The organism is Burkholderia metallica (genome assembly GCF_001718555.1).
Taxonomy (GTDB): domain Bacteria; phylum Pseudomonadota; class Gammaproteobacteria; order Burkholderiales; family Burkholderiaceae; genus Burkholderia; species Burkholderia metallica.
In genome coordinates this window covers 2,082,675-2,108,684 of the sequence record NZ_CP013401.1, presented here as the reverse complement: position 1 = coordinate 2,108,684, position 26,010 = coordinate 2,082,675, and the positions used below count along the sequence as shown (strand labels likewise).

General features: G+C 67.4%; 24 protein-coding genes and 1 other RNA gene. 15 read left to right on the top strand and 10 right to left on the bottom strand.

What is annotated here, in order from left to right:
- Nucleotide 1 precedes the first annotated feature (1 nt).
- The gene (gene lipA / locus WJ16_RS09430) at nt 2–967 is read left to right on the top strand and encodes a lipoyl synthase (protein WP_069256836.1); all 966 of its coding nucleotides are present in this window, start codon (nt 2–4) and stop codon (nt 965–967) included.
- 11 nt (nt 968–978) lie between these two features.
- Here lipA and WJ16_RS09425 read toward each other — a convergent pair whose 3' ends face one another.
- The 8 genes from WJ16_RS09425 to trxA all read right to left on the bottom strand — a co-directional run bounded on the left by WJ16_RS09425 (nt 979) and on the right by trxA (nt 9,576).
- Nucleotides 979–2,334, bottom strand: a complete 1,356-nt coding sequence (locus WJ16_RS09425) for an MATE family efflux transporter (protein ID WP_069256835.1) — start codon at nt 2,332–2,334, stop codon at nt 979–981.
- A 2-nt stretch (nt 2,335–2,336) separates the two neighbouring features.
- The gene (locus WJ16_RS09420) at nt 2,337–4,094 is read right to left on the bottom strand and encodes an ArnT family glycosyltransferase (RefSeq protein ID WP_069256834.1); all 1,758 of its coding nucleotides are present in this window, start codon (nt 4,092–4,094) and stop codon (nt 2,337–2,339) included.
- Nucleotides 4,095–4,312: 218 nt separating this feature from the next.
- Nucleotides 4,313–4,576 (bottom strand): type B 50S ribosomal protein L31, encoded by a 264-nt coding sequence (locus tag WJ16_RS09415; RefSeq protein WP_011884985.1) that lies wholly within the window; start codon nt 4,574–4,576, stop codon nt 4,313–4,315.
- 157 nt (nt 4,577–4,733) lie between these two features.
- A complete protein-coding gene (locus tag WJ16_RS09410) occupies nt 4,734–5,567 on the bottom strand; it encodes a M90 family metallopeptidase (protein ID WP_069256833.1) in 834 nt (277 codons plus the stop codon).
- 38 nt (nt 5,568–5,605) lie between these two features.
- Nucleotides 5,606–7,162, bottom strand: coding sequence for an MFS transporter (locus tag WJ16_RS09405; RefSeq protein ID WP_069256832.1), 1,557 nt, complete (start codon nt 7,160–7,162; stop codon nt 5,606–5,608).
- Nucleotides 7,159–7,659, bottom strand: coding sequence for a MerR family transcriptional regulator (locus WJ16_RS09400; RefSeq protein WP_069256831.1), 501 nt, complete (start codon nt 7,657–7,659; stop codon nt 7,159–7,161). Before WJ16_RS09400 ends, WJ16_RS09405 begins: the two co-directional genes overlap by 4 nt.
- A gap of 134 nt (nt 7,660–7,793) precedes the next feature.
- Complete coding sequence (rho, locus tag WJ16_RS09395) at nt 7,794–9,056, bottom strand: transcription termination factor Rho (protein ID WP_006478662.1); 1,263 nt, start codon at nt 9,054–9,056, stop codon at nt 7,794–7,796.
- Between the two features lie 193 nt (nt 9,057–9,249).
- Nucleotides 9,250–9,576: a thioredoxin TrxA gene (gene trxA / locus WJ16_RS09390; RefSeq protein WP_006402348.1), complete on the bottom strand. Its 327-nt coding sequence runs from the start codon at nt 9,574–9,576 to the stop codon at nt 9,250–9,252.
- Between the two features lie 405 nt (nt 9,577–9,981).
- Here trxA and ffs point away from each other — a divergent pair.
- The 10 genes from ffs (at nt 9,982) to WJ16_RS09340 (ending at nt 19,585) form a co-directional block, all read left to right on the top strand.
- An RNA gene (gene ffs / locus WJ16_RS09385) (signal recognition particle sRNA small type) lies at nt 9,982–10,080 on the top strand.
- Nucleotides 10,081–10,207: 127 nt separating this feature from the next.
- A complete protein-coding gene (locus tag WJ16_RS09380) occupies nt 10,208–12,601 on the top strand; it encodes a DNA polymerase III subunit gamma/tau (RefSeq protein WP_069256830.1) in 2,394 nt (797 codons plus the stop codon).
- 92 nt (nt 12,602–12,693) lie between these two features.
- Entirely contained in the window at nt 12,694–13,020 is a 327-nt protein-coding gene (locus tag WJ16_RS09375) for a YbaB/EbfC family nucleoid-associated protein (RefSeq protein WP_006482124.1), read from the top strand.
- Nucleotides 13,021–13,051: 31 nt separating this feature from the next.
- Nucleotides 13,052–13,648, top strand: coding sequence for a recombination mediator RecR (gene recR / locus WJ16_RS09370; protein WP_034181272.1), 597 nt, complete (start codon nt 13,052–13,054; stop codon nt 13,646–13,648).
- Nucleotides 13,649–13,696: 48 nt separating this feature from the next.
- On the top strand, nt 13,697–14,902 hold the full coding sequence (locus WJ16_RS09365; RefSeq protein WP_069256829.1) for a CaiB/BaiF CoA transferase family protein: 1,206 nt from the start codon (nt 13,697–13,699) through the stop codon (nt 14,900–14,902).
- 219 nt (nt 14,903–15,121) lie between these two features.
- Nucleotides 15,122–15,883 (top strand): 5'/3'-nucleotidase SurE, encoded by a 762-nt coding sequence (gene surE / locus WJ16_RS09360; RefSeq protein ID WP_069256828.1) that lies wholly within the window; start codon nt 15,122–15,124, stop codon nt 15,881–15,883.
- Nucleotides 15,880–16,812 (top strand): protein-L-isoaspartate(D-aspartate) O-methyltransferase, encoded by a 933-nt coding sequence (locus WJ16_RS09355; RefSeq protein ID WP_069256827.1) that lies wholly within the window; start codon nt 15,880–15,882, stop codon nt 16,810–16,812. The genes surE and WJ16_RS09355 overlap by 4 nt, the downstream gene beginning before the upstream one ends.
- A gap of 5 nt (nt 16,813–16,817) precedes the next feature.
- Nucleotides 16,818–17,705: a peptidoglycan DD-metalloendopeptidase family protein gene (locus tag WJ16_RS09350; RefSeq protein ID WP_069256826.1), complete on the top strand. Its 888-nt coding sequence runs from the start codon at nt 16,818–16,820 to the stop codon at nt 17,703–17,705.
- Nucleotides 17,706–17,716: 11 nt separating this feature from the next.
- Nucleotides 17,717–18,805 (top strand): RNA polymerase sigma factor RpoS, encoded by a 1,089-nt coding sequence (gene rpoS, locus WJ16_RS09345; RefSeq protein ID WP_069256825.1) that lies wholly within the window; start codon nt 17,717–17,719, stop codon nt 18,803–18,805.
- Between the two features lie 3 nt (nt 18,806–18,808).
- On the top strand, nt 18,809–19,585 hold the full coding sequence (locus WJ16_RS09340; RefSeq protein ID WP_069256824.1) for a 3'-5' exonuclease: 777 nt from the start codon (nt 18,809–18,811) through the stop codon (nt 19,583–19,585).
- A 42-nt stretch (nt 19,586–19,627) separates the two neighbouring features.
- On the opposite strand, the gene WJ16_RS09335 is transcribed toward WJ16_RS09340, so the two are convergent.
- Entirely contained in the window at nt 19,628–20,482 is an 855-nt protein-coding gene (locus WJ16_RS09335; RefSeq protein ID WP_069256823.1) for an endonuclease/exonuclease/phosphatase family protein, read from the bottom strand.
- Between the two features lie 137 nt (nt 20,483–20,619).
- Between WJ16_RS09335 and rlmD the strand changes: the two genes are divergently transcribed.
- A complete protein-coding gene (gene rlmD / locus WJ16_RS09330; RefSeq protein ID WP_069256822.1) occupies nt 20,620–22,113 on the top strand; it encodes a 23S rRNA (uracil(1939)-C(5))-methyltransferase RlmD in 1,494 nt (497 codons plus the stop codon).
- A 63-nt stretch (nt 22,114–22,176) separates the two neighbouring features.
- Here the strand turns inward: rlmD and WJ16_RS09325 are convergent, their stop codons facing one another.
- On the bottom strand, nt 22,177–22,875 hold the full coding sequence (locus tag WJ16_RS09325; protein ID WP_069256821.1) for a Bax inhibitor-1/YccA family protein: 699 nt from the start codon (nt 22,873–22,875) through the stop codon (nt 22,177–22,179).
- Between the two features lie 249 nt (nt 22,876–23,124).
- Between WJ16_RS09325 and ndk the strand changes: the two genes are divergently transcribed.
- The 3 genes from ndk (at nt 23,125) to WJ16_RS09310 (ending at nt 25,902) form a co-directional block, all read left to right on the top strand.
- Nucleotides 23,125–23,550 (top strand): nucleoside-diphosphate kinase, encoded by a 426-nt coding sequence (ndk, locus tag WJ16_RS09320; protein ID WP_006478674.1) that lies wholly within the window; start codon nt 23,125–23,127, stop codon nt 23,548–23,550.
- Between the two features lie 55 nt (nt 23,551–23,605).
- The gene (gene rlmN, locus WJ16_RS09315; RefSeq protein WP_069256820.1) at nt 23,606–24,745 is read left to right on the top strand and encodes a dual-specificity RNA methyltransferase RlmN; all 1,140 of its coding nucleotides are present in this window, start codon (nt 23,606–23,608) and stop codon (nt 24,743–24,745) included.
- Nucleotides 24,746–24,909: 164 nt separating this feature from the next.
- A complete protein-coding gene (locus tag WJ16_RS09310) occupies nt 24,910–25,902 on the top strand; it encodes a helix-turn-helix domain-containing protein (protein WP_069256819.1) in 993 nt (330 codons plus the stop codon).
- Nucleotides 25,903–26,010 lie beyond the last annotated feature (108 nt).

Here is a 26,010-nt window from a genome sequence, read left to right as displayed (position 1 = left end):
GATGGCCGCCGCGCTCGAACGACCCAGCCTCACCGCGCTCGGCCAGCCGGGCGCGCGCAGCCGCGACAAGCTCGCGCGCATTCCGGTGCGCGTCGAGCCGGCGGCCGGGGCGGCGTTGCCGAAGCCGCCGTGGCTGCGCGCGCGGCCGATGATGAGCGGGGCGGTCGCCGACATGGCGGCCGTGCTGCGCGAGCATCGGCTGCATTCCGTCTGCGAGGAGGCGATGTGCCCGAACATCGGCGAATGCTTCGCGCAGCGCACCGCGACCTTCATGATCATGGGCGGGCTGTGCACGCGGCGCTGCCCGTTCTGCGACGTCGCGCACGGCCGCCCCGAGCCGCTCGACCCCGGCGAGCCGGCGCGACTGGCGGCCGCGTCCGCCGCGCTCGGGCTGCGCTACGTCGTGATCACGTCTGTCGACCGCGACGACCTGCGCGACGGCGGCGCCGCGCATTTCGCCGCGTGCATTGCGGCGGTGCGCGCGCGCGTGCCGGGCATCGGCGTCGAAGTGCTGACGCCGGACTTCCGTGGCCGCGTGCCGCGCGCGCTCGATGCGCTGTCGGCCGCGTGGCCCGACGTGTTCAACCACAACATCGAGACGGTGCCGTCGCTGTATCGGGCGGCGCGGCCGGGCGCCGACTATCGCGGCTCGCTCGAACTGCTCGCGCAGGCGAAGGCCATGCGGCCGGGGCTGGTGACGAAATCGGGGCTGATGCTCGGGCTCGGCGAGTGCGACGACGACGTGCGCGACACGCTGCGCGACCTGCGTGCGCACGACGTCGACGTGCTGACGCTCGGTCAGTATCTCGCGCCGTCCGCGCACCATCTGCCGGTGCGGCGCTACGTGAGCCCGGACGCATTCGCTGCATGGCGCGACGACGCGCTATCGCTCGGTTTCAGGGAAGTGGTTGCCGGCCCGCTCGTGCGGTCGTCGTATCACGCGGCCGACGTACTGGAGGAGACGTAACGGGCCGCGCGTCAGGCGGATGCGGCCGCCTGCGCGCGACTGACGCGCTGCAGGTACAGCACGAGCCCGGCGCCCGCGAGCATCAGGCTGACCGTGTTCGCGAACCAGAAGCCGCGCGCGCCGGTCAGCCACGCGGGCGCGATGCCGCCCACGTCGAAACCGAGCGCGTAGCCGCCGCTGAGCCCGACGCCCCACAGCGCGACCGCATAGATCACGGTCGGCACGACCGCGACCTTGTACGCGCGCAGCACGAACGCCGACGTAACCTGCAGCGCATCGAAGACGTGGTAGCACGCGACGATCGCGACGAGCGGCATCGCGGCCGCGGCGACGGCCGGGTTCGGCGTATAGCCGCCGATGATCAGCGGGCGCAGCACGAACACGAGCAGGCCGTAGGTCGCGGCGATGCCGCACGCGAAGATCACGCTGTGCCGGCCGAGCAGCCGGGCTTCTTCGGGCCGGCCGGCGCCGAGCGCGCGTGCGACGAGCGTCGACGCCGCCACGCCGATCGACAGCGGCGTCATGTACAGCACCGCGCCGATGTTGCCGGCGATCTGGTGGCCGGCGAGCGTCGTCGTGCCGAATTGCGCGATGAACAGCGCCATGCACGTGTACGACGTGACTTCGATCAGGTACGACAGGCCCATCGGTACACCGAGTTTCAGGATCGCCTTCTGACGCGCCCAGACCGGCCAGCAGAAGCGCGAGAAGATCGCGAGCGGCGCGAACACGTCGAGCTTCGCGAGCAGCGTGTAGCCGATCAGTGCGAGCGCCCAGTTGATCAGCGTGCTCGCGAGCCCGCAGCCGGGGCCGCCGAGGGCCGGCACGCCGAACCCGCCGAAGATGAACCACACGTTGAGCGGAAACTTGAGCAGCAGCGCGCCGATCTGGAGGATCATCGCGAGCCTCGGCTTGCCGGCCGCGTTGGTCAGCGCGTTGTAGATGCGAAAGACGAGGCTGGCGGGCAGCCCGTAAGACAGGATGCGCAGGTACTCGACGGTGCGGTCGTGCAGCGCGGCGGGCGTATGCGCGAGGTGCAGCAGCGGTTCGGGAAAATGCAGCAGGAGAAAGCCGGGCACCGCGAGCAGGAGCGCGAGCCACAGCGCCTGGCGTACTTCCTCGCCGATCTCGGCGTAACGCCGCGCGCCGTACAGTTGCCCGGTGATCGGCTGCAGCGCGGACAGGATGCCCGTCAGGCCGATGTAGATCGACACGTAGATCGACGAGCCGAGCCCGAGTGCGGCGAGATCGACGGCCGAGTAGCGGCCGACCATCGCGGTGTCGATCACGCCGAACGCAATGATCGCGAGCTGGCCGACGAGCACCGGCCACGCGAGACCGACGATCCGGCGGATGTCGCCGAACATCGTCAGCCGGCCGGCTGACGGCGAGCCGGGCGCCGCTTGACGGGCGTCTTCGGCCGTTCGATGCGCTCGTACAGGCGGAAGCGTTCGTCGCGGTCGGCGACGCGGCGGCCTTCCCACACGAGACGCCACACGTATTGCGACATCGAGCTCGGCTCGCCGAAGTCCGAGCGGTCCTGGCGCAGAATCACGTCGCAGTCGCCGGAGAAATCGAAGCGCATGTTGCCGAAATAGGCGAAGGTCGCGATCTGCGCGTCGCCGAGCCGCGCGGGCGAGATGCACTCGTAGTCGGACGGCAGGTGCACGGCGATCTGCTGCGCGACGTCGCGATAGGTGCGGCCGTAGTTGACGATCGGCAGCCACAGCGTCATCAGCAGTACCCACATCAGCGTGGTGCCCGCGCCCGACAGCACGACGCTGCGCCACAGCACCTTCGGCTGCCGCGAGATGCGCCAGCGCACGAGGAAGCACCAGCACACGGTGGCGATCACCGCGCAGATGAACGACAGGATCTTGAAGTGCGGCTCGTAGCCGGGCACGAGCCGCGCGAGGTTGCGCGCGAGCGGATGCGGGAAGCCCGTGATCGACGCGAGCCACACGAGCCACACGAAGGTGCCGAGAATCGTGAAGCTCAGCACCGCGAACCAGTCGATCGCGTTGATCGCGCCGCGCTTGAGGGTCGGCAGCGCGAACGTCGCGAGCACCGCGAGCGGCGGCAGCAGCAGCATGTACATGCGGTTCGACTGCTGGCTCTGCAGGATCACGAGCGCGACGAGCGGCACGGCGACCGACAGCGGAATCGCGACGTGTGCACGGCGGCGCAAGCCGGCCCAGCTCCACCACGCCCAGATCGCGAGCGGCCACGCGGGCCACGTGAACAACGGCAGGTTCTTCGCCGCATAGCCGAGCACCGCGGTCGGCGGCCCCGAAAAGCGCATCAGGCTGCCGTGGATCCACTGGTTGAAGAACCAGGCGGCGTCGTCGGGCGCGGCGACTAACGCGGCCAGCGGCCACAGCGCGAAGATCGCGGCCGCGAGCGGCACGCCGACGAGCGGCAGGCGCAGGTTGCGCATCTCGGGCGTGACGAGCCACAGGACGGCCGTGCCGGCGAGCAGGGCGACGACCAGCACCGGGTTGCCGGACAGGGCGACGAGGCCGATCGCGGCGCCCCACCACAGCGCGCCCTGCATCGGCTTGTCGATGCCGCGCACGATCCCGTAGACGAGCATCGCGATCCACGCGAACTGCGCGAGCTGCGGCGTCGTTTCGTGCCCGCGCTCCGCGAGGCCGAAGCAGGCGACGAGGACCAGCAGCGCGCCGTCGGCGAGCGTGCGGCCGTAGTCGCGCGGCTCGGGCTCGCCGCCGAACGCGTATTTGAACGGCTGGACCTCGGCGCGCCGGCCGAGCAGGTAGGCTGCGTACCAGACGAACGCGCACGCGACGCAGAACAGCACGCCGGTGTCGACGCGCGACGCGTTGCTTGCGTCTACCCACGGGCCGAGCCCGCGGATCGACAGTGCGCCGAGCCAGTAGCCGAGCGGCCCGTCGGTCGTGATGAACTTGCCGACCAGGTTCGGCAGCAGCCAGTCGTGCCAGCCGCCCTTGGCCATCGTCCACATCACGCCGAAGCCCGCCGCGTCCTCGTTCTTCCACGGGTCGCGGCCGAACAGGCCGAACGCCGCGTAGACGAAGCAGAGCGTGAGCAGCAGCCAGCGCGGCAGCGCGCGCGTGGCGGAGGCGGTGAGACGGACGACAGGCTTCATGCAGATGAGCGATTTGTTATGGGCGGGTGGCCGGCGCGGTGGCGCGCGGTCGGGCCGGATTCGAGCATCCGGCATTGTAGACGCGCCCGCTGTTGCACGTCAGGTGGATGCCCGGGCGCCGGCGGGCGCGTGCCGGGCGAGCAGAGACAAAAAAGGGCAGCCTGGGCTGCCCTTTCGTGCGGTACCGGTCGATGCAACCACCGGATACGGTGCGAAGCTTACTTCGCGACCTTGCCGCTGGCGCGTGCGCCGAACTTGTTCTTGAACTTCTCGACACGGCCTGCCGTGTCCATGATCTTTTGCTGACCCGTGTAGAACGAGTGCGATTCCGACGACACTTCGATCTTGGCGAGCGGGTAGGTCTTGCCTTCGTGGTCGATGGTTTCACGCGTCTGGATCGTCGAGCGCGTGATGAACTTGAAGCCGTTCGACATGTCTTGGAAGACGACTTCGCGGTAGTCCGGGTGAATGCCAGGTTTCATGATGTTCCTTGGTGAGAGCGGTAGCCAACCCGCCGCTTGCCGTGCCGTGCCGCGCAGATTTGCGCGATTCGGCCGACGTCAAGCCCGGCGCGAGCCACTTGCCTAAGGTCGAAAAACGGCGATTATGCCAGAAAATCAGACGGTTGACGAATAATTTTCACGGTGCGCCGAGCGCGCCGGTGCCGGCCGGATCCTGCCGGTAGTAGCGCGCCAGCAGCCGGTACAGTTCCGGAAATTCGGACTCGAACGCCTTCGGCCGGACGAACAGCGCTTCGCTGCACACCGCGAAGAACTCCGAAGGATGGTCGGCCGCATAGGGATCGATCAGCGAATCCCGCTCGAAGCGCGCCCACGCGCGGTCCGGCACCGCGTCGACGCGCGCGCAGAACTGGTCGTACGCGTGCTCGAACACGTCGGCCCACGCCTGCGCATCGAGGTGCGGCGCGTGCCAGCGACGAAAAAGTGGCGGATAGCCGTCGGCTGCGCCGTTGACCATGTCGATCTTGTGCGCGAACTCGTGGATCACGACGTTGTACGCGTCGCGGCCGTCGGTCATCTGCGCGTCTTCCCAGGACAGGATCACCGGGCCGCCTTCCCAGGCTTCGCCGCTCGCATCCTGCTCGACTTCGTGGACGACGCCGTCTTCGTCCTGCACTGTCTTGCGGATCACGAATTCGCCCGGATACACGACGACGCCGACCCAGCCATCGTACAGCGACAGGTCGAGATTCAGCACGGGCAGGCAGGCCTGCGCGGCGATCGCGACGACCATCGCGTCGGTCAGCTCGAGCCCGTGCGCGGTCGAGAACGATTTCTTCGCGACGAACAGGCTCGTCAGTTCGCGCAGCCGGCCGAGCGCGTCGGGCGACAGCGTGGCGAGGAACGGCAGGCGCTCGACGGTGTCCTGCCACAACGCGTCGGGGATCGGATGGCTGCGCAGCGCGCGGTCGCGGCGGCGGTCGTCGAACCAGCGGGTCAGTTTCGAGAGCATGAAGGCGGTCCGCGGAAATCCAAAGCCTGTCTTTTAACTCAATCGATCTCTTTTTGCCATGCCGCAAAGAGACCGCCGACGAGCGCCACACCCGCCAGGAAGTAAAAGCCGTCGAGCGACGCGAGGAACGACGCCTGTTGCGCGACCATGCGCGCGATCGACGCGAGCGCGAGGCCGTGCGCGTCGTTCAGCGCGTGGCCGGCGGTAACATAGCTGTGCGTCAGCGCATCGACGGTCTGCTGGAACAGCGGGTCGAACACGTTCGCGCGCTCGACGAGCCGCGTCTGATGAACGGCCACGCGGTGCTGCTCGACGATGATCACCGACGACGTCGCGAACGAGATCGTCAGTTGCCGCACGATGTTCTTCAGCCGGTAGCCGTGCGTATATTCGTCGATCGCGAAGATCCGGAACGTCAGGTTGGCCACCGGCAGCACGATGAAGAGCAGCAGCAGCCCGCGCAGCAGCAGCGGGACGATCAGCGCGGCCTCGCCGACCTGCGGCGTCATGCGCGTCATCCACAGCGCGGCCGTGACGGCGATCGCGAACCCCGGCACGACGAACCATTTCTTGTGCGTGACGAATTTCGCGTAACGCAGGTACGCGAACAGCGCGGTGGCCGAAATCAGCGACATCGTGCCCACCAGCCGCCCGGCGTTCTCGACCGGATAGCCGAGCCCGCCTTCGAGAAACCGCGAGGTCAGGTAACTGAAGCCCGTCGACTCGTAGTAATAGAACATGTAGAGCAGCAGCCCGATCTGGAACGTCCGCTCGCGCAACGCGTGCAGGCGCACGAGCGGCGTCGGGTGGTTCCACTGGTGATACGCGAACCACGCGAGCGCGCCGATCCCCGCGATCGTCAGCACGATCAGCATCGGCGAGCCGCTGTACAACTGGTAGTGCACCTGCTGCAGCACGATCTGCAGCGCGCCTTGCGCGAGCGCGAACACCACATACGGCCAGAAGTGGCCGGAACCGCGCGCGTCGTCGGGCGTGCGGCCCGAATCGGGCAGCGTGAGCAGCGCGAGGATCGCGAACGCGACGCCGGCCGGCGCCGTGCACGCGAACAGTGCGCGCCACGTCGCATGCGCGACGAGCAGGCCGCCGACGATCGGCGCGAGCGCGCTGCCGAGCAGGATCATGATCAGGAACGCGCGCGTCGCGGGCGGCCGTTCCTGCGGCTTGAAGCTGATCTGGATCAGGATCCGGCATGCGCCCATCATCGGCCCGATGAAGTAGCCCTGGAAGCCGCGCGCGAACGCGAGTTCGAGCGACGTGTCGGCCAGCGCGGCCGCGATCGCGCCGAACGAGAACATCAGCATGCAGCCGGCGACGTAGCGACGATGGCCGAGCCGGTCGACCCACCATTGCTGCTGCAGGATGCCGAGCACGGCCGTGACCGCATACGCGCTCGACGACCACACGAGCTCGTCGGGCGACGCGTTGACGCCGCCCGCGATGTAGCTCGCGAAGAACGAGAAGACCGCGTTGTCGAAGTAGTCGATGCCGGTCACGAGCGCGAGCGCCCACGGGAACAGGTCCGCGCGCAGGTTCGCGCGGCTCCACAGCGGCGGGCGACCGGGCAGCGCGTTCATTCGCGCGCCTTGCGTACGCGCCGCGTGCCGGTTTCGGCCTGCCGCTGCGCGATCAGCGTCTCGGCGTTTTCGCCGGCAAGACGCCGCTCGACGTAGTCGATGTCGTGCTGCAGTTCCTTGCGCAGCGCGACGGCTTCCTTCAACTCGCGCTGGACGGCCGCGATCCGCCGATCGAGCGTGTCGATCTGCTCGGCAAGGCCGGTGCGGATGTCGCGCAGCGACGCGTCCGAATAGCGGCGCCGGCCGTCGCCCGTTTCTTCGAGCGGGCGCTTCAGCATCTCGGTGATGCCGTGCAGCGAGAAACCGAGCGCGCGCAGCCGCAGGATGCGCGCGAAGCGTTCGAGGTCGGCTTCGTCGTACAGGCGGTAGCGGCCTTCGCTGCGCGATGGCGTGACGAGCCCGCGCTCTTCGTAATACTTCAGCGTGCGCGGCGTGACGCCGAGCCGCGACGCGGCATCGCTCACGGTCAGCAACGGGGTGGGGGCGTCGTTCGGCATCGGGCGGCGTGGGAGTCGGTAGCGGCGATGTGGCGATTATAGATCAACCTGTACGTTCACGTTCAGGTTGGCGCGAAAAAACGGCCGCCGGGCAGAATGCGCGGGCGGCCGTTTTCGGGTGCGGGCGGAGGCGATCAGCCGCCGCGGCGCATCAGGTCGAAGAACTCGGAGTTGCTCTTCGTCTGACGGATCTTGTCGAGCAGGAATTCCATGGCCTCGACTTCGTCCATGTCGTGGATGAACTTGCGCAGCACCCAGATCTTCTGAAGGATCTCGGGCTTGATCAGCATTTCCTCGCGACGCGTGCCCGACTTGTTCAGGTTGATCGACGGGTACACGCGCTTTTCCGCGAGACGGCGCTCGAGGTGCACTTCCATGTTGCCGGTGCCCTTGAACTCTTCGTAGATCACGTCGTCCATGCGGCTGCCGGTTTCGATCAGCGCGGTGCCGATGATCGTCAGCGAACCGCCTTCCTCGATGTTGCGCGCCGCGCCGAAGAAGCGCTTCGGACGCTGCAGTGCGTTCGCGTCGACACCGCCCGTCAGCACCTTGCCCGATGCCGGGATCACGGTGTTGTAGGCGCGTGCGAGACGCGTGATCGAGTCGAGCAGGATCACGACGTCGTGCTTCATTTCGACGAGGCGCTTGGCCTTCTCGATCACCATTTCGGCGACCTGGACGTGGCGCGTGGCCGGCTCGTCGAATGTCGACGCGATCACTTCGCCGGCGACCGAGCGCTGCATTTCGGTCACTTCTTCAGGGCGCTCGTCGATCAGCAGCACGAACAGGATCACGTCCGGGTGGTTCTGCTTGATCGCGTGCGCGATGTGCTGGAGCATCACGGTCTTGCCCGACTTCGGCGACGCGACGAGCAGGCCGCGCTGGCCCTTGCCGATCGGCGCGATCATGTCGATGATGCGGCCCGTGACGTTTTCCTCGCCGCGCATTTCGCGTTCGAGCGACAGCGGCTTGTTCGGGTGCAGCGGCGTGAGGTTCTCGAACATGATCTTGTGTTTCGAGGCCTCGGGCGGCTGCCCGTTGACTTTGTCGACCTTCACCAGCGCGAAGTAGCGCTCGCCGTCCTTCGGCGTGCGGACTTCACCTTCGATGGTGTCGCCGGTGTGCAGGTTGAAGCGGCGGATCTGCGACGGGCTGATGTAGATGTCGTCGGTGCTCGCGAGGTACGACATTTCCGGCGAGCGCAGGAAGCCGAAGCCGTCCGGCAGCACTTCGAGCGTGCCGTCACCGAAGATCGTCTCTCCCGTCTTGGCGCGCTTTTTAAGAATGGCAAACATCAACTCCTGCTTGCGCAGGCGGTTCGCGTTTTCGATCTCCAGGCCGTTGGCCATTTCGATCAGTTCGGAGACGTGCAGAGACTTGAGCTCGGATAAATGCATACGGAGAACCCGCCAGGGAGGAGACGACGAAAGAAATAAAGGGAGGAGGGCGAGCGGAAGCGCTCAGAGACTTAAATGCGTCTTGTCGACGTTTTTTAATTCTAGCATAGGCCGATTCGCGCTTGAGCGAGCGATCGGCGGGTTGACGGCGGACGTGTTGCCGGCTGACAACACGTCCGCGGAACTGCCGGTATTACAGGTGGCTGTCCAGGAATGCGGTGAGCTGCGACTTCGACAGCGCGCCGACCTTCTGCGCAGCGGCCGCGCCGTTCTTGAACAGGATCAGCGTCGGGATCCCGCGCACGCCGAACTTCGCGGGCGTCGCCTGGTTGTCGTCGACGTTGATCTTCGCGATCTGCAGCTTGTCGCCGTAATCCTTCGCGACTTCGTCGAGGATCGGGGCGATCATCTTGCACGGGCCGCACCATTCGGCCCAGAAATCGACGAGCACGGGCTTGTCGGACTTGACGACGTCCTGTTCGAACGATGCGTCGCTGATGTGTTTGATCTGTTCGCTCATTGGGTCAATACCTCTTACGGTTCGGGGACTGCCTGCTTGCGCGTTGCGGCGTACCGGCCGCCGTGGGCGGCCGGCCGCTGCGGCAGGTCACTCCCGTCTCCGGAAAGGAAGGGTGTAAGCGCTGCATGCCGCGGCTCGCGGGTCGTTCGGGCGTCATATTAGCCTAAATTGCTATCTGCTGCGGGCGGCGATAGTAGCCGCTACGCGAGTAGGGGTACGACGCGACGTTCGACCATCGTACCCTGCAGGTGGAGGCCGGCTCGCGAATTACAAGGGGGAGCCGTGCGCGCGGCCCGATTCGCAGGCGCTTCGTGCGACCGGTTGCGCGCCGGTTTGCCCGCTCGCATGCGCATTGATGCGAACAAACGGTCGCATTCGTCCGGAAGCAGTGATAGAATATGCCGTGACGGGCCTCCTCGCATGGTGGGGCGGTGAACCTGGTCAGGTCGGGAACGAAGCAGCCACAATCGTTTTCCGCCAGTGCCGAGGGTTGGGCTCGTCACCTTCCTTCTCGCCCCGTTCGTTGGGCGTTTTTTATTTCTGCACCACACTCCGTTTGGCCTGCGCGTCGCCTGTCTTGCGCACCGTTTCGCGTGTCGGCGCGGCGCAGCGTTACTGATACAATTTCCCGATGACCTATCAAGTTCTCGCACGCAAGTGGCGTCCGAAGGATTTCGCTTCGCTCGTCGGCCAGGAGCACGTCGTCAGGGCGCTCACGCACGCGCTCGACGGCGGGCGTCTCCATCACGCCTATCTGTTTACCGGAACCCGCGGTGTCGGCAAGACGACGCTGTCGCGGATCTTCGCCAAGGCCCTCAACTGTGAAACCGGCGTCACGTCGCAACCGTGCGGCGTGTGTCGCGCGTGTCGCGAGATCGACGAAGGGCGTTTCGTCGATTACGTCGAAATGGATGCCGCGAGCAACCGCGGCGTCGACGAAATGGCCGCGCTGCTCGAGCGCGCGGTGTACGCGCCCGTCGATGCGCGCTTCAAGGTCTACATGATCGACGAAGTGCACATGCTGACGAATCACGCGTTCAACGCGATGCTGAAGACGCTCGAAGAGCCGCCGCCGCACGTCAAGTTCATCCTCGCGACGACCGATCCGCAGAAAATTCCCGTCACCGTGCTGTCGCGCTGCCTGCAGTTCAACCTGAAGCAGATGCCGGCCGGGCACATCGTGTCGCATCTTGAGCAGATTCTCGGCGAAGAGCAGGTCACGTTCGAACCGCAGGCGCTGCGTCTGCTCGCGCGTGCCGCGCAGGGCAGCATGCGCGACGCGCTGTCGCTCACCGACCAGGCGATCGCCTACTCGGCGAACGAGGTGACCGAGGCGGCGGTGTCGGGCATGCTCGGCGCGCTCGACCAGACTTACATGGTGCGTCTGCTCGACGCGCTCGCCGCCGGCAGCGGCCCGGAAATCCTCGCGATTGCCGACGAGATGTCGCTGCGCAGCCTGTCGTTCTCGACCGCGCTTCAGGATCTCGCGAGCCTGCTGCACCGGATCGCGTGGGCGCAGTTCGCGCCAGGCTCGGTGCTCGACGAATGGCCCGAAGCGGCCGACCTGCGCCGTTTTGCGGAGACGCTGAGCCCCGAGCAGGTGCAGTTGTTCTATCAGATCGCGACGGTCGGGCGCGCCGAACTCGGCCTGGCGCCGGACGAGTACGCCGGCTTCACGATGACGCTGTTGCGGATGCTCGCGTTCGAGCCGGCGGTTGCCGCCGGCGGGGCGCCGGGCGACCAGCCTTCGGTGCCGCGTGCGGTGCCGGCTCCGCGCGTGGCCGCATCGGCCGCCGCGGCGAAGCCGGCAGCGGCCGCGCCTGCCGAAGCCGTGCGGCCGCAGGTTGCCGCTGCGGCTGCGCCAGCCGCTCCGGTCGCACCAGCCGCATCCGCGGCGCCGGTTGCGCGTAAAGCGCCGGTGCAGTCCAGCGACGTACCCGACCAGTCAGCCGTGAAGCCGGTTGCCGTCCAGGCATCCGCGCCGGCGCCGGTCGACGCGCCGGTCGTCGAGACACCGCAGCCTACGCAGCCTACGGAAGCCTCTGCACCGCAAGCAGCGCCTGCCGGCGATCAGCCGGCCCCCGCGCACAAGGAACCTGAGCCGCCTGTTGCCGTTGCGCAGCGAGGCGACGAGCCGGCTGCGCCGGCCGACCCGGTGCCGCGCGCTGCGCCGGCCGAGCCCGCTGCACGTCCGGCCGCGCGTTCCGGCGGTGCCGCCGCCGCGCTCGACGTGCTGCGCAATGCGGGGATGCGCGTGTCGTCCGACCGCGGGCGCGCGGGCGCCGCCGCGAAATCGGCCGCGTCGCCGGCGGCCGAGAAGCCGGCCGCCCCGCGTCCCGCCGCCGTCCAGGTGCCGACGCCGCGCGCGGCGTCTCGTGCGCCGCAGGCAGCCGATTCGCGCCAGGCCCCGCCGCCGTGGGAGGACATCCCGCCGGACGAGTACGTGCCGCTCAGCGCCGACGAGATGTTCGGCGGCCCGGCCGACGACGGTTTCGTGCCGGTATTCGACAGCGGCCCCGACGACGTGCGCGTGACGCCGAAGCCGGCGGAAACCCGTCCGTCTGCACCGCTCGACACGCGTCCGTTGCCGCCCGCGATCGCACTCGATCCGGTCGGCTTCGACGGCGAATGGCCGGCGCTGGCCGCGCGACTGCCTCTCAAGGGCGTCGCGTATCAGCTCGCGTTCAACAGCGAACTGACGGCCGTCGATGCGACGACGTTGAAACTGTCCGTGCCGGTGCCGCAATACGCGGACGCCGCGCAGGTGGCGAAGCTGAAGGCCGCGCTGGCCGATGCGCTCGGCAAGTCGGTCGAGGTGAGCGTCGAAATCGGGCCGGCCCGGCGCACGGCGGCGGCGCTCGATGCGGCCGCCCGCGCGGCGCGCCAGCGCGAGGCCGAGCAGGAGATTCACGGCGATCCGTTCGTCCAGCAGCTCGTGCGCGACTTCGGTGCGCGCATCGTCGACGGGTCCGTGCGCCCGCTCGCCGATGCAGCGCCGGACGGCCCGCCGCCGACGCTGCATTGAACTGAGCGCCCCGCGGCAGGCACAATCACGCCCACACATTGGCCGGCACGCGCCGCGTGCCGGTTTTTACACGATCAAGAAGGAGTATTCCCATGTTGAAAGGCAACCTCGCCGGACTGATGAAGCAAGCGCAGCAAATGCAGGAAAACATGAAGAAGATGCAGGAGCAGCTTGCGCTGATCGAAGTCGAAGGGCAGTCGGGCGCCGGTCTCGTCAAGGTGACGATGACCTGCCGCAACGAAGTGCGCCGCGTGTCGATCGATCCGAGCCTGCTTGCGGACGACAAGGACATGCTCGAGGATCTCGTCGCCGCTGCGTTCAACGACGCGGTGCGCAAGGCCGAGGCGACCTCGCAGGAAAAGATGAGCGGCATGACGTCGGGCCTGCCGCTGCCCCCGGGCTTCAAGCTGCCGTTCTGAGCGCCGCGTCCGTGCCACTGCTTGCCGTCGTATGAAACAGCCGTCCGCCCTGTCCGCGCTCGTCGAAGCGCTGCGCGTGCTGCCCGGCGTCGGGCCGAAATCCGCCCAGCGCATGGCGGTCCACCTGATGCAGCACGATCGGGAGGGCGCGGAGCGGCTCGGCCGCTCGCTGCTGTTCGCGACCGAGCACCTGCAGCACTGCGAGAAGTGCAACACGTTCACCGAAGCGCAGATCTGCGAGGTCTGCAGCGACGAGGAGCGTGATCCGACGCTGCTGTGCGTCGTCGAGACGCCTGCCGACCAGATCATGCTCGAGCAGACGATGACGTACCGCGGGCTGTATTTCGTGCTGATGGGGCGCCTGAGCCCGCTCGACGGAATCGGCCCGAAGGAAATCCATTTCGACCGCCTCGTGCGGCGCGCGTCCGACGGTATCGTCAAGGAAGTCGTGCTCGCGACCAACTTCACGAACGAGGGCGAAGCCACCGCGCACTACCTCGGCCAGACGCTGAAGGCGCGCGGGCTCGCGGTCACGCGCCTCGCGCGCGGCGTGCCGGTGGGCGGCGAGCTCGAATACGTCGATGCGGGCACCATCGCCCGCGCGATGCTCGACCGTCGCACGATGTAAGCCGGGCGCCGCCGACCGGCGGCGCCGTTCCTCATGCCAGGGAGACACATGAGCACCAGCCAGGGCCCGCTCGCGGGCGTCAAAGTGCTCGAATTCGGAACGCTGATCGCGGGGCCGTTCGCGTCGCGGCTGTTCGCCGAATTCGGCGCGGAAGTGATCAAGATCGAGGATCCGAACGGCGGCGACCCGCTGCGCAAGTGGCGCAAGCTCTATCCGGAGCAGGGCGGCACGTCGCTGTGGTGGTCCGTCCAGGCGCGCAACAAGAAATCGGTCACGCTCAACCTGAAGGCCGACGCCGGCAAGGCGATCGCGCGGCAACTCGCGCGCGAGGCCGACATCGTGATCGAGAACTTCCGCCCGGGCTTGCTCGAAAAGCTCGGGCTCGGCTACGACGTGCTGTCGGCCGAGAATCCGGGCCTCGTGATGGTGCGCCTGTCCGGCTACGGGCAGACGGGCCCGTACCGCGACCGCCCCGGCTTCGGCGCGATCGCCGAATCGATGGGCGGGCTGCGGCACATCACCGGCTATCCCGACCTGCCGCCGCCGCGTATCGGCATCTCGATCGGCGATTCGATCGCCGCGCTGCACGGTGTGATCGGCGCACTGATGGCGCTCCATCACCGCAAGGTCAACGGCGGCGCGGGGCAGGTGGTCGACGTCGCGCTGTACGAAGCCGTCTTCAACATGATGGAAAGCGTGGTGCCCGAATACGGCGTGTACGGGATGGTGCGCGAGCGCACCGGCGCGTCGCTGCCGGGCATCGTGCCGTCGAATACGTATGCGTGCCGCGACGGCAGCATCGTGATCGGCGGCAACAGCGATCCGATCTTCAAGCGGCTGATGAAGGCGATCGAGCGCGACGACCTCGCGGACGATCCCGCGCTCGCGCAAAACGACGGGCGCGTGCCGCGCACGCAGGAGATCGACGCCGCGATTGCCGCGTGGCTCGCGCCGCGCACGATCGACGAAGCGCTCGTCGTGCTCAACGCGGCCGACGTGCCGGCCGGGCGCATCTACAGCGCCGCCGACATGTTCACCGATCCGCAGTTCGTCGCGCGGCAGATGATCCAGCGCTTCAAACTGGCCGACGGCACCGACATTCCGCTGCCGAACATCACGCCGAAGCTGTCGGACACGCCGGGCGAAACGCGCTGGCTCGGCCCCGAGCTCGGCGAGCACACGGACGAGGTGCTGCGCGGCCTCGGCTACGACGCGCAGGCGATCGCCGCATTGCGCGAGTCGGGCGCGATCTGAGCGTCCGCCGGGCCTGTCGCTTCGCGACAGGTTCGCCGCCGGGCGCATTCCGCGACGGGCTCCGTTGGCGGTAGAAAACCCGGGCCGCCCCGGTGTTTTCCCGGGCGCGCGCAACGCCGCGCGATACGGCGGGACAGCACCTGCGGGCGGTCGCAACGGTCCGTCCGCCGTCGCCGGACTGTCGCTCTCGCGCCATCTTTCCTCGGTTACAATCGCCGGATGCGAATCCTACTCAGCAACGACGACGGCTATCTCGCCCCCGGTCTCGCCGCGCTCAGCGACGCGCTGCAGCCGCTGGCCGAGCTCACGGTGATCGCGCCCGAGCAGAACTGCAGCGGCGCGTCGAATTCCCTCACGTTGTCGCGGCCGCTGTCGGTGCAGCGCGCGGCGAGTACGGGTTTCTTCTATGTGAACGGCACGCCGACCGATTCGGTGCACGTCGCGTTGACGGGCATGGTCGACGCCCGTCCGGACCTCGTCGTCTCCGGAATCAACAACGGCCAGAACATGGGCGAAGACACGCTCTATTCGGGGACAGTTGCGGCCGCCACCGAAGGCATCATGTTCGGCGTGCCGGCCATCGCGTTCTCGCTGGCCGACAAGGGCTGGGCCCATCTGGCCGACGCCGCGCGCGTCGCCGCGGAAATCGTCGAGCACTACCTCGCGCATCCGCTGTCGGGCCAGCCGCTGCTGAACGTCAATATTCCGAACCTGCCGTACGGCGAACTGAAAGGCTGGAAGGTCACGCGCCTCGGCAAGCGTCATCCGTCGCAGCCGGTGATTCGCCAGACCGACCCGCGCGGCGAACCGATCTACTGGATCGGCGCGGCGGGCGACGCGCTGGACGCGAGCGAAGGCACCGATTTCCACGCGGTGGCAAACGGTTTCGTGTCGATCACGCCGCTGCAGCTCGACCTCACGCATACGCAGATGCTGCCCGCGACGCGCGAATGGGCGCGCGCCGGAGGGCGGGCCTCATGAGCGGCGAGCGCGCGAAGCGGTTCCCGCTCGCGCTCGAAGATCTCAAGCGAGCGCCACGCAAGTCGGAAGGCCGGACCGGCGAACGCCATGCGGCGGTCGCGGTGTCGAAGGCCGCCGACAAGCCCGCGGCCGCGCCGAAACCGGTTGTCGTGAAGCCTGCCGCGCCGCGAACGGCGCTGCCCGGCTCCGCCGCCGCGAAGCCCGCGACCGCACCGAAGCCGACCGCGCTGAAGCCTGCGATGCCGAAGCCGGCCGCGCCCAGCGTTGTGCCGGCCGGTGCGTTCGCGCTCACGTCGGAACGTGTGCGCGAACGGATGGTCGAACGGCTGCGCGCGAACGGTGTGACCGACGCGCGCGTGCTGGAGGCGATGGCCGCGGTGCCGCGTCACCTGTTCGTGGATCCGGGGCTCGCGACGCAGGCCTACGAGGATTCCGCGTTGCCGATCGGCCATCAGCAAACCATTTCCAAGCCGTCGGTCGTCGCGCGCATGATCGAGCTCGCGATGGCCGGCCGCACGCTCGAGCGTGTCCTCGAAATCGGCACGGGCTGCGGCTATCAGGCCGCCGTGCTGAGCCACGTGGCACGCGACGTGTATTCGATTGAACGCATCAAGCCGCTCTACGAGCGCGCGAAGCTGAACCTGCGGCCGCTGCGCGTGCCGAACATCCGTCTGCACTACGGCGACGGGCGTGTCGGCCTGCCGTCCGCAGCCCCGTTCGACGCGATCGTGATCGCGGCGGCGGGGCTCGACGTGCCGCAGGCGCTGCTCGAGCAGCTCGCGATCGGCGGGCGGCTCGTCGCGCCGGTCGGCGCGCAGAGCGGGCAGCACCAGGTGCTCACGCTCGTCGAGCGCGTCGCGCACGCGCAATGGCGGGAGTCACGGCTTGATCGCGTTTTCTTTGTCCCTTTAAAATCCGGAGTAATTTGAAACCGATGAGTATGTTGCGCGCGATGCAAAACAACCGTTCCAGGGAACCGCTCACGCTCGCCCAGCGCGCGATCTGCGTAGCCGCGTTCTCCACGCTACTGGCCGCCTGTGCGACGCGGCTCGACAACGCGCCCGTCGTCGATCGCTCCGGTTCGCTCGGCACGACCGGCACCGCGCAGCCCGCGGCGCCGCTGCCGCCGGCGCCGCCCGGTTACTACCGGGTGAAGCCGGGCGACACGCTGTACCGGATCGCACTCGAAAACGGGCAGAACTATCGCGACATCGCCGCGTGGAACAACCTGGCGAACCCGAATCAGATCGAAGTCGACCAGCTGCTGCGCGTTTCGCCGCAGGCCGGTGCCGCCGTGGCGGGCACGCAGGTCGCCGCGCCGATCGCGGGCGCCGCCGTTGCGACCGCGCCGCTCAGCAGCGGCCCGGCGACGCCCGCCGCCGGTACGTCGTCGTCGGTCGCGACGTCGCCTGCCGCGGCAGCCGCATCGAGCGACACGGCCGCCGCGCCGAGCGGCCCCGTGACGTTTGCGTGGCCCGCGCGCGGCCCCGTGCTGAACGGCTTCGACGATGCGAAGAACAAGGGCGTCAATATCGGCGGCACCGCCGGCGAAACCGTGAAGGCGGCTGCCGACGGCCGCGTCGTCTATTCCGGTAACGGGCTGCGCGGCTACGGCAACCTCATTATCATCAAGCACGATGCAACTTACCTCACGGCATATGCACACAATCGCGCTTTGATGGTAAAAGAGGGGGACGCGGTAACGAAGGGGCAGAAGATCGCCGAGATGGGGAACAGCGATTCCGACCGCGTGATGCTGCATTTCGAGGTTCGCCGGCAGGGTAAACCTGTCGATCCGCTGAAGTATTTGCCGCCTCAATAACCGAGACGACCATGCCGAAATCGAAGCGCCACGAGCCGCAAGCCGAGTCTGAGAAGATCAGTCGCGCCACGCAAGCATCGGTGGGGCGTGCGGGTGCTTCGACGGACGATGACGAAGACGTCGCGGACAACGAGCGCGACCTCGAGGCTCGCGACGCCGACTCGGAAGGCGGCGACGACGAGCGCGACGGTCGCGCCGAGGTGGCGCCCGACGTCGACGATTTCCGCACGCTGCTGCAGGCCGAACTCACGGCCGACACGATCCAGCATTACCTGAACCGCATCAGCGTGAAGCCGCTGCTCACCGTCGAGGAAGAGCAGCGCTATTCGCGTCTGGCCAAGGCCGGCGAATTCGAGGCGCGGCAGGTGATGATCGAGCGTAACCTGCGTCTCGTCGTCAGCATCGCGAAGGGGTATCTGAACCGCGGCGTGCCGCTGCTCGACCTGATCGAAGAAGGCAACCTCGGCCTGATGCACGCGATCGAGAAATTCGACCCGACGCGCGGCTTCCGTTTCTCGACCTACGCGACGTGGTGGATCCGGCAGAGCATCGAGCGGGCGATCATGAATCAGGCCCGCACGGTGCGCCTGCCCGTGCACGTGATCCGCGAGCTGAACCAGGTGCTGCGCGCGAAGCGTCACCTCGAAAAGAATTCGATGTCGACGGGCGAAGCGGCCGAGCGCCGCGAAGCCAGCATCGACGACATCGCCTACCTCACCGGCAAGACCGCCGAGGAAGTCACCGACATCCTCGCGCTCAACGAGCACACGGCATCGCTCGACGCGCCGCTCGACCTCGATCCCGCGAGCAGCCTGCTCGACCTGCTGCCCGACGACCAGAGCCAGTCGCCCGACGCCGAGGTGCAGCACCGCGAGCTCGAGACGCTCACGCGCGCGTGGCTGTCGCGGCTGTCCGACAAGCATCGGCACGTGATCGAGCGCCGCTTCGGCCTGAACCACATCGAACCGGCGACGCTCGAGGAGCTGGCCGACGAGATGGGGCTCACGCGCGAGCGCGTGCGCCAGATCCAGCAGGAAGCGCTGGTGCGCCTCAAGCGGTTCTTTGCCTCCAACGGCGTGCGCAAGGACGCCGTTCTGTAACTGATGACTCCGATTCTCGTTTTTGACATCGAGACGATTCCCGATGTCGACGGCATTCGCCGTCTGGAAGACCTGCCCGCGACGCTCGACGATGCCGCGGTGGCCGAACATGCGTTCGCCGCCCGCCGCGAGAAGACCGGCAGCGATTTCCTGCCGCACCATCTGCAGCGCATCGCGGCGATCTCGTGTGTGTTCCGCGACAACAACGGTTTTCGCGTGCGCTCGCTCGGCACGCCGCAGGACAACGAAGCGACGCTGATCCAGTCGTTCTACCGCGTGATCGAGAAATACACGCCGCAGCTCGTGTCGTGGAACGGCGGCGGCTTCGATCTGCCGGTGCTCCATTACCGTGCGCTCGTGCACGGCATTCCCGCGACCCGCTACTGGGATCTCGGCGAGGACGACCGCGAGTTCAAGTGGAACAACTACATCTCGCGTTACCACTCGCGGCATACCGACCTGATGGACGTGCTCGCGATGTATCAGGCGCGTGCGAACGCGCCGCTCGACGCGCTCGCGAAGATGTGCGGCTTTCCGGGCAAGCTCGGGATGGACGGCAGCCAGGTGTGGCCGGCGTTCCAGGAAGGGCGGATCGATGAAATCCGCAACTATTGCGAAACCGACGTCGTCAATACGTACCTGCTGTATTGCCGCTTCCAGCTGATGCGCGGCGGCCTGACGCCGAGCGAGTATGCGGACGAGATCCTGCTCGTGAAGAACGCGCTCGCGCAGGAGCCGGCGTCCCACTGGGCCGAGTACCTGGCCGGCTTCGCCGCGTAACGCGGGCAGGCTGTGCGCGGCGGCCTGCGGCCCGCGGCGCGCTCATGCGAGTTCGAGCAGCACCGGCTGGTGATCCGACGCGCGCACGTCGCTGTCGATCTCGCAGCGCATGACGCGCGGCAGCAGCGTTTCGGTCACGAACACGAAGTCGCATGCGAGCGGTCCCTCCGACCATTGCACCGTATCGTAGACACCCGCCGTCGGCGGTGGTGTGCGGCCGGGGTGCCGTGCAATCCATGCGTCGACGAAGCGTGGAGCATCGGCGATCGGTTCCAGAAATCGGCAATACGCATCGCTGTCGAATGCGCTGTTGAAATCGCCGCAGACGATCGCATTGCGCGGCTGGCCGGTCGCGCTGAACGGCCCCTCGGCGGTTTCGGCGGGCGCCGGTCGTGCCGCATGCGCGCAGGCCTCGCGATGCCTCTCGCGCAGCGCATCCACCTGCGCGAGCCGCTGGCGCGCTGAATAATATTCCAGATGGGTGGTAACGACGCGCAGCGGCCCGAACGGCGCCTGCAGCTCGACGTTCAGCGCGACGCGCGGCATCGACGGCGCGCCGGCGTCGGCCGGCCACGGCAACAACTGGCGCAGCACGCGCCCGGTCGGCAGCCGGGTTGCGATCGCGTTGCCGAACTGGCGGCGCGGTGCGCCGGTTTCGATCGGCGGCAGGTCTGCGCCGATCGCTTCGAAGATCGTGTAGCCGGGCAGCAGCGCCGCGAGTTCGGCGAACTGGTCGGCGCCGGGCCGGCCGGGCAGTGCGCCGAAGCCGCGCGTGACTTCCTGCACGCACAGCACGTCGAAGTCGCCGAGCCGGCGGATCGCCGCAATGGTGCGCGCAAGGTCGACGCTGCCGTCCGCGTCCCGACCCCATTGGATGTTCCAGTCGATCAGTCGCATGGTCGAATCTCCTGTTGCGCGGGTTTCGAGCGCATTTCGTGCCGGCGGCCGTTGCGCGGGCCGCCCGTCGGCCTCGCCGGTCGCGGGTGCTGCCCGGGCCGCCTGCGGGGCCGTTCCGGGGCCGCGCCGAGTCGTCCATGCGCGGGCATCGACGCTTGCCTCAAGCAAAGCGCGCGACGCGGGCCTGCGTCGTCTACAATCTCGCCTTCTTCAACGTTTGTCAGGAAAAGCTGGTGTCCGAAGCCGTCCCCACTTCTGCGCGCAAATCTAGAAATGCGCCCGTCGCGCCCGGGCCCGCCCCGGTTCTCGAGATCGAATCGCTCGACATGGAAGCGCGCGGTGTCGGCCGCACGATTACCGAGAGCGGCGAGCCGGGCAAGGTCATCTTCGTCGAGGGTGCGCTGCCGGGCGAACGCGTCACCTATTCGAGCTTCCGCCGCAAGCCGAGCTACGAGCAGGCGACGGTTGTCGACATTCTGCGCCCGAGCGTGATTCGCACGAAGCCGAAATGCGCGTTCTTCGGCACCTGCGGCGGCTGCTCGATGCAGCATCTCGACATGCGCGCGCAGGTGGCGGTCAAGCAGCGCGTGCTCGAGGACAACCTGTGGCACCTGGCGAAGCTGCGTGCGGAAACGATGTTCGCGCCGATCCACGGCCCGTCGTGGGGCTATCGCTATCGCGCACGCCTGACCGTGCGCAACGTCGCGAAGAAGGGCGGCGTGCTTGTCGGGTTCCACGAGAAGAAGAGCAGCTACGTCGCCGACATGACGAGTTGCGAAGTGCTGCCGCCGCACGTGTCGGCGATGCTGGTGCCGCTGCGCCGGCTGGTCGAGGGGCTGTCGATTCGCGACCGGATGCCGCAGATCGAGCTGGCGGTCGGTTCGGAAGTCACGGCGCTCGTGCTGCGCGTGCTGGAGCCGATCAACGCGGACGACGAAGCATTGCTGCGCGCGTTCGCGGACGAGCACAACGTGCAGTTCTGGCTGCAGCCGAAGGGCCCGGATACGGTGACGCCGTTCTATCCGCTCGACGTGTCGCTCGACTACACGCTGCCGGAATTCGGTATCCGCATGCCGTTCAAGCCGACCGACTTCACGCAGGTCAACCATCAGATCAACCGTGTGCTGGTGGGCCGCGCGCTGCGCCTGCTCGCGCCGTCGCGCGACGACCGCGTGCTCGACCTGTTCTGCGGGATCGGCAACTTCACGCTGCCGCTCGCGCGGCTGTCGCGCGAAGTGATGGGCATCGAGGGCAGCGACACGCTGACGACGCGCGCGCTGGCGAACGCGCGCGAGAACGGCGTCGACGGCCACACGACGTTCGCGTGCCGGAACCTGTTCGAAGTGACGGGCGACGACATCCGCGCGCTCGGCGCCTTCGACAAGTTTCTGATCGACCCGCCGCGCGAAGGCGCGCTCGCGGTGTCGAAGGCGCTGGCCGAGATTGCGCAGAGCGGTCAAGGCCCGCTGCCGAAGCGCATCGTCTACGTGTCGTGCAACCCGTCGACGCTGGCGCGCGACGCGGGTCTGCTCGTGCACGAGGCCGGTTACCGCCTGAAGGGCGCCGGTGTCGTGAACATGTTCCCGAATACGTCGCACGTCGAATCGATCGCGCTGTTCGAGCGCGACTGAGCCGGGTCGTGGACGTAAAAAAACCGGCCCGCGGGCCGGTTTTTTCGTCGTGCAGCGCGAACGTCAGTTCCGGTTGCCGCCGAAGATGCCGAGCAGCGCGAGCAGGTTCGTGAACACGTTGTACAGGTCGAGGTAGATCGCAAGCGTCGCCGAGATGTAGTTGGTTTCGCCGCCGTTCACGACGCGCTGGACGTCGAACAGCATGTACGCGGAGAAGATCGCGATCGCGAGCACCGACACGGTGAGCATCAGCGCCGGGAGCTGCAGGAAGATGTTCGCGACCGATGCGAGCAGGATCACGATCACGCCCATGAACAGCCACTTGCCGAGGCCCGAGAAATCGCGCTTGCTGACGGTGGCGATCGTCGCCATCGCAGCGAAGATGATGCCGGTGCCGCCGAACGCGAGCATGATCAGCGACGGGCCGTTCGAGAAGCCGAGGATGAAGCTCAGCAGCCGCGACAGCATCAGGCCCATGAAGAACGTGAAGCCGAGCAGCACGAACACGCCGGCCGCGCTGTTTTTCGTCCGCTCGATCGCGAACATGAAGCCGAACGCGATCGCGAAGAACGCGAGCAGGCTCATCATCGGGCTCGTGGCCGCGAACAGCGAGAAGCCCGTCGCGACGCCGACCCAGGCGCCCAGCACGGTCGGCACCATCGACAGCGCGAGCAGCCAGTACGTGTTTCGCAGCACGCGGTTGCGAACCTCGGCGGTGCTGACGGAACCGCCGCGGCCGAAATTGTACGGATAGTCCTTCATGGTTTCTCCTAACATTGAACGCATGGGCGTTCGGGGCCGGTTCGGCGCGCGCGGTGTGCGGCGCAGCAAACCGGAGCAGCTATGGCTAAGATACGTTCCGTCCCGGGAGGTTTCAATGGCCGGGCGGCACAAAACACAGGGATTCCGAACCTTTCGCGTGTGTAAGGGTTCAATCGCAATGATACACGGGATCGTGCTACAATAGCGGATTCATTTGAACCTGTAACTTCTTAATTTTTTGGAGTTTTTATGGCAATCGAGCGCACCCTGTCGATCATCAAGCCGGATGCGGTGGCAAAGAACGTGATCGGCCAGATCTACAGCCGTTTCGAAGGCGCCGGCCTGAAGATCGTCGCATCGCGCATGGCACACCTGTCGCGTGCTGACGCAGAGAAGTTCTATGCGGTTCACGCAGCGCGTCCGTTCTTCAAGGACCTCGTCGATTTCATGATCTCGGGCCCGGTGATGATCCAGGTTCTGGAAGGTGAAGGCGCGATCCTGAAGAACCGCGACCTGATGGGCGCAACCGATCCGAAGAAGGCTGAAAAGGGCACGATCCGCGCCGACTTCGCCGACAGCATCGACGCGAACGCCGTTCACGGTTCGGACGCAGCTGAAACGGCAGCGGTCGAAATCGCGTTCTTCTTCCCGGAAATGAACGTCTACTCGCGCTAAGCCCTGGCTGGCAGCAAGTAGGCAGGATTCAGCGCACGCGGCAAGGCAGCACATCATGACGAGCGAAACTTCCGTCAATCTTCTCGACTTCGATGCCGAGGGTCTTGTCGCGTACTGCGGCAGCCTCGGCGAGAAGCCGTTCCGCGCCAAGCAGTTGCAGCGCTGGATCCACCAGTACAACGCTGGCGACTTCGACGGCATGACCGATCTCGCGAAGTCCTTGAGAGAGAAACTCAAGGGCCGCGCGTCGATCGTCATGCCCGAGATCGCCAGCGATCACGTTTCCGCCGACGGCACGCGCAAGTGGCTGATCGACGTCGGGAACGGCAATGCGGTCGAAACCGTGTTCATCCCGGAAGAGACGCGCGGCACGCTCTGCGTGTCGTCGCAGGCCGGGTGTGCGGTCAACTGCCGCTTCTGTTCGACGGGCAAGCAGGGCTTTTCCCGCAACCTGTCGACAGCCGAAATCATCGGCCAGCTGCGGATGGCCGAATTCGCATTGCGAGCGTCGCTGGGCCGCGCGCCCGGCCCGAACGGCAAGGCCGAACGGGTCGTCACCAACGTGGTGATGATGGGTATGGGCGAGCCGCTGCTGAATTACAGCGCGGTCGTGCCGGCGATGCGGCTGATGCTCGACGACAACGCGTACGGCCTGTCGCGCCGCCGCGTCACGCTGTCGACGTCGGGTGTGGTGCCGATGATGGACCGCCTCGGCGCCGAGCTGCCGGTCGCGCTGGCCGTTTCGCTGCACGCGCCGAACGATGCGCTGCGCGACGAGCTGGTGCCGCTCAACAAGAAGTATCCGCTGCGCGAGCTGATGGCGGCTTGCCAGCGTTATCTGAAAGTCGCGCCGCGCGATTTCATCACTTTCGAATACTGCATGCTGGACGGCGTCAACGACACCGAAGCGCATGCACGCGAGCTGCTGGCCGTCACGCGCGACGTGCCGTGCAAGTTCAACCTGATCCCGTTCAATCCGTTTCCGGAATCGGGCCTCATCCGCTCGAAGCCGGAGCAGATCAAGCGTTTTGCACAGGTCCTCATCGACGCGGGTGTCGTCACGACCGTGCGCAAGACGCGCGGCGACGACATCGATGCTGCGTGCGGCCAGCTGGCCGGCGCGGTGAAGGACCGCACGCGCCTCGCGGAACGAACGGGCGCGGCAGGAAAAGTCATCGAGGTTCGGGCGATTTGACGGGGGTGCGTGGCCGGGGATGCCAGCACCTTCAAGCGGTACAACACGCGAATAGCGATCGGTCGCGGCGCTTCGGCGTCGCGCATGGTATGGACAGTTGCGGGTGCCGGCCGGCGTGAACCGGCGGCGGCCGCCAGTGAAGAAGAATCGACGCGAGGACAAGGATGAGTGAGCCGCAGCCGTCTAACGGCGCAGAGACGAATGGCGCGAAGCCGGCACCGGCAGGGTTGGAATCGCTTGCGGCGGTCGGCAGCCGGCTGGCGCAGCTTCGGGAGTCGCGAGGCTGGACCGTCGACGACGTGTCGGCGCGACTCAAGGTCGCCCCGCAGAAGCTGCGGGCGCTCGAAGCCGGCGACATCAGCCATTTGCCCGGCGTGACGTTCGCGCTCGGCGTCGTGCGCAGCTACGCGAAGATGCTCGGCGTCGATCCGGAGCCGTTCGCGCAGGCATTGCGCCGCGAGCGCGGGGTGCCGGAAGTCGACCTGTCGATGCCTGCGTCGTCGGGGACGGATCTGCCGCGCGGCCGCGTGTCGATTCCGCTGGGCGGATCGTCGCGGCATCACCCGTGGCTGTGGGGCACGGCGATCGTCGTCGTCGCGGTGGTGGCGGTACTGATGTGGCACACTGGCGGCGATTCGTCGAGCCTGCTCGCACGCTTCAAGAGCGGCGACGCGGAGCACGCGTCGGCCGCGAGCGTGCCGGCGGCCTCGTCGTCGTCCGTCGAGGAGGCGGCTGCGAGCGGCGCATCTGCCACGGTTGCGAATGAGGTTCCGGCCCCGGCCGCTGCGTCGGCTGCGCCCGCGCCGGTGGCGCCGGTCGTGACGGCCGCTGCATCGCAGCCCGTCGTCGCCACGACCGCGGCAAGCGCCGCCGCGCCGGCTCAGCCGGCGAGCGTCGCGGTTGCGGCCGGCCAGTCGATGGTCGAGCTGAAGGTCAAGCAGGACAGCTGGTTCAGCGTGCGCGACAAGAACGGCAAGGAGCTGTTCTCCGGGCTGGTGCACGGCGGCGACGCGAAGCAGGTCGCGGGCGACGGCCCGTTCAAGGTCACGATCGGCAACAAGGCGGGCCTCGACGCGATCGCGTTCGACGGAAAACCTGTCGATCCGGCAAAATATTCGGCAGCGCGGGGTAACGTGGCGCGGTTCACGTTGCCCTGACGTCAAGCGCCGTGGCGAAGGCCTGTCGTCGATGTCGGCAGGCCGAGCGGGCACGGCGCTTTTTCAATTCATGCGCCGCGTCGCGGCGCATTCCGCGTAAATGGATCT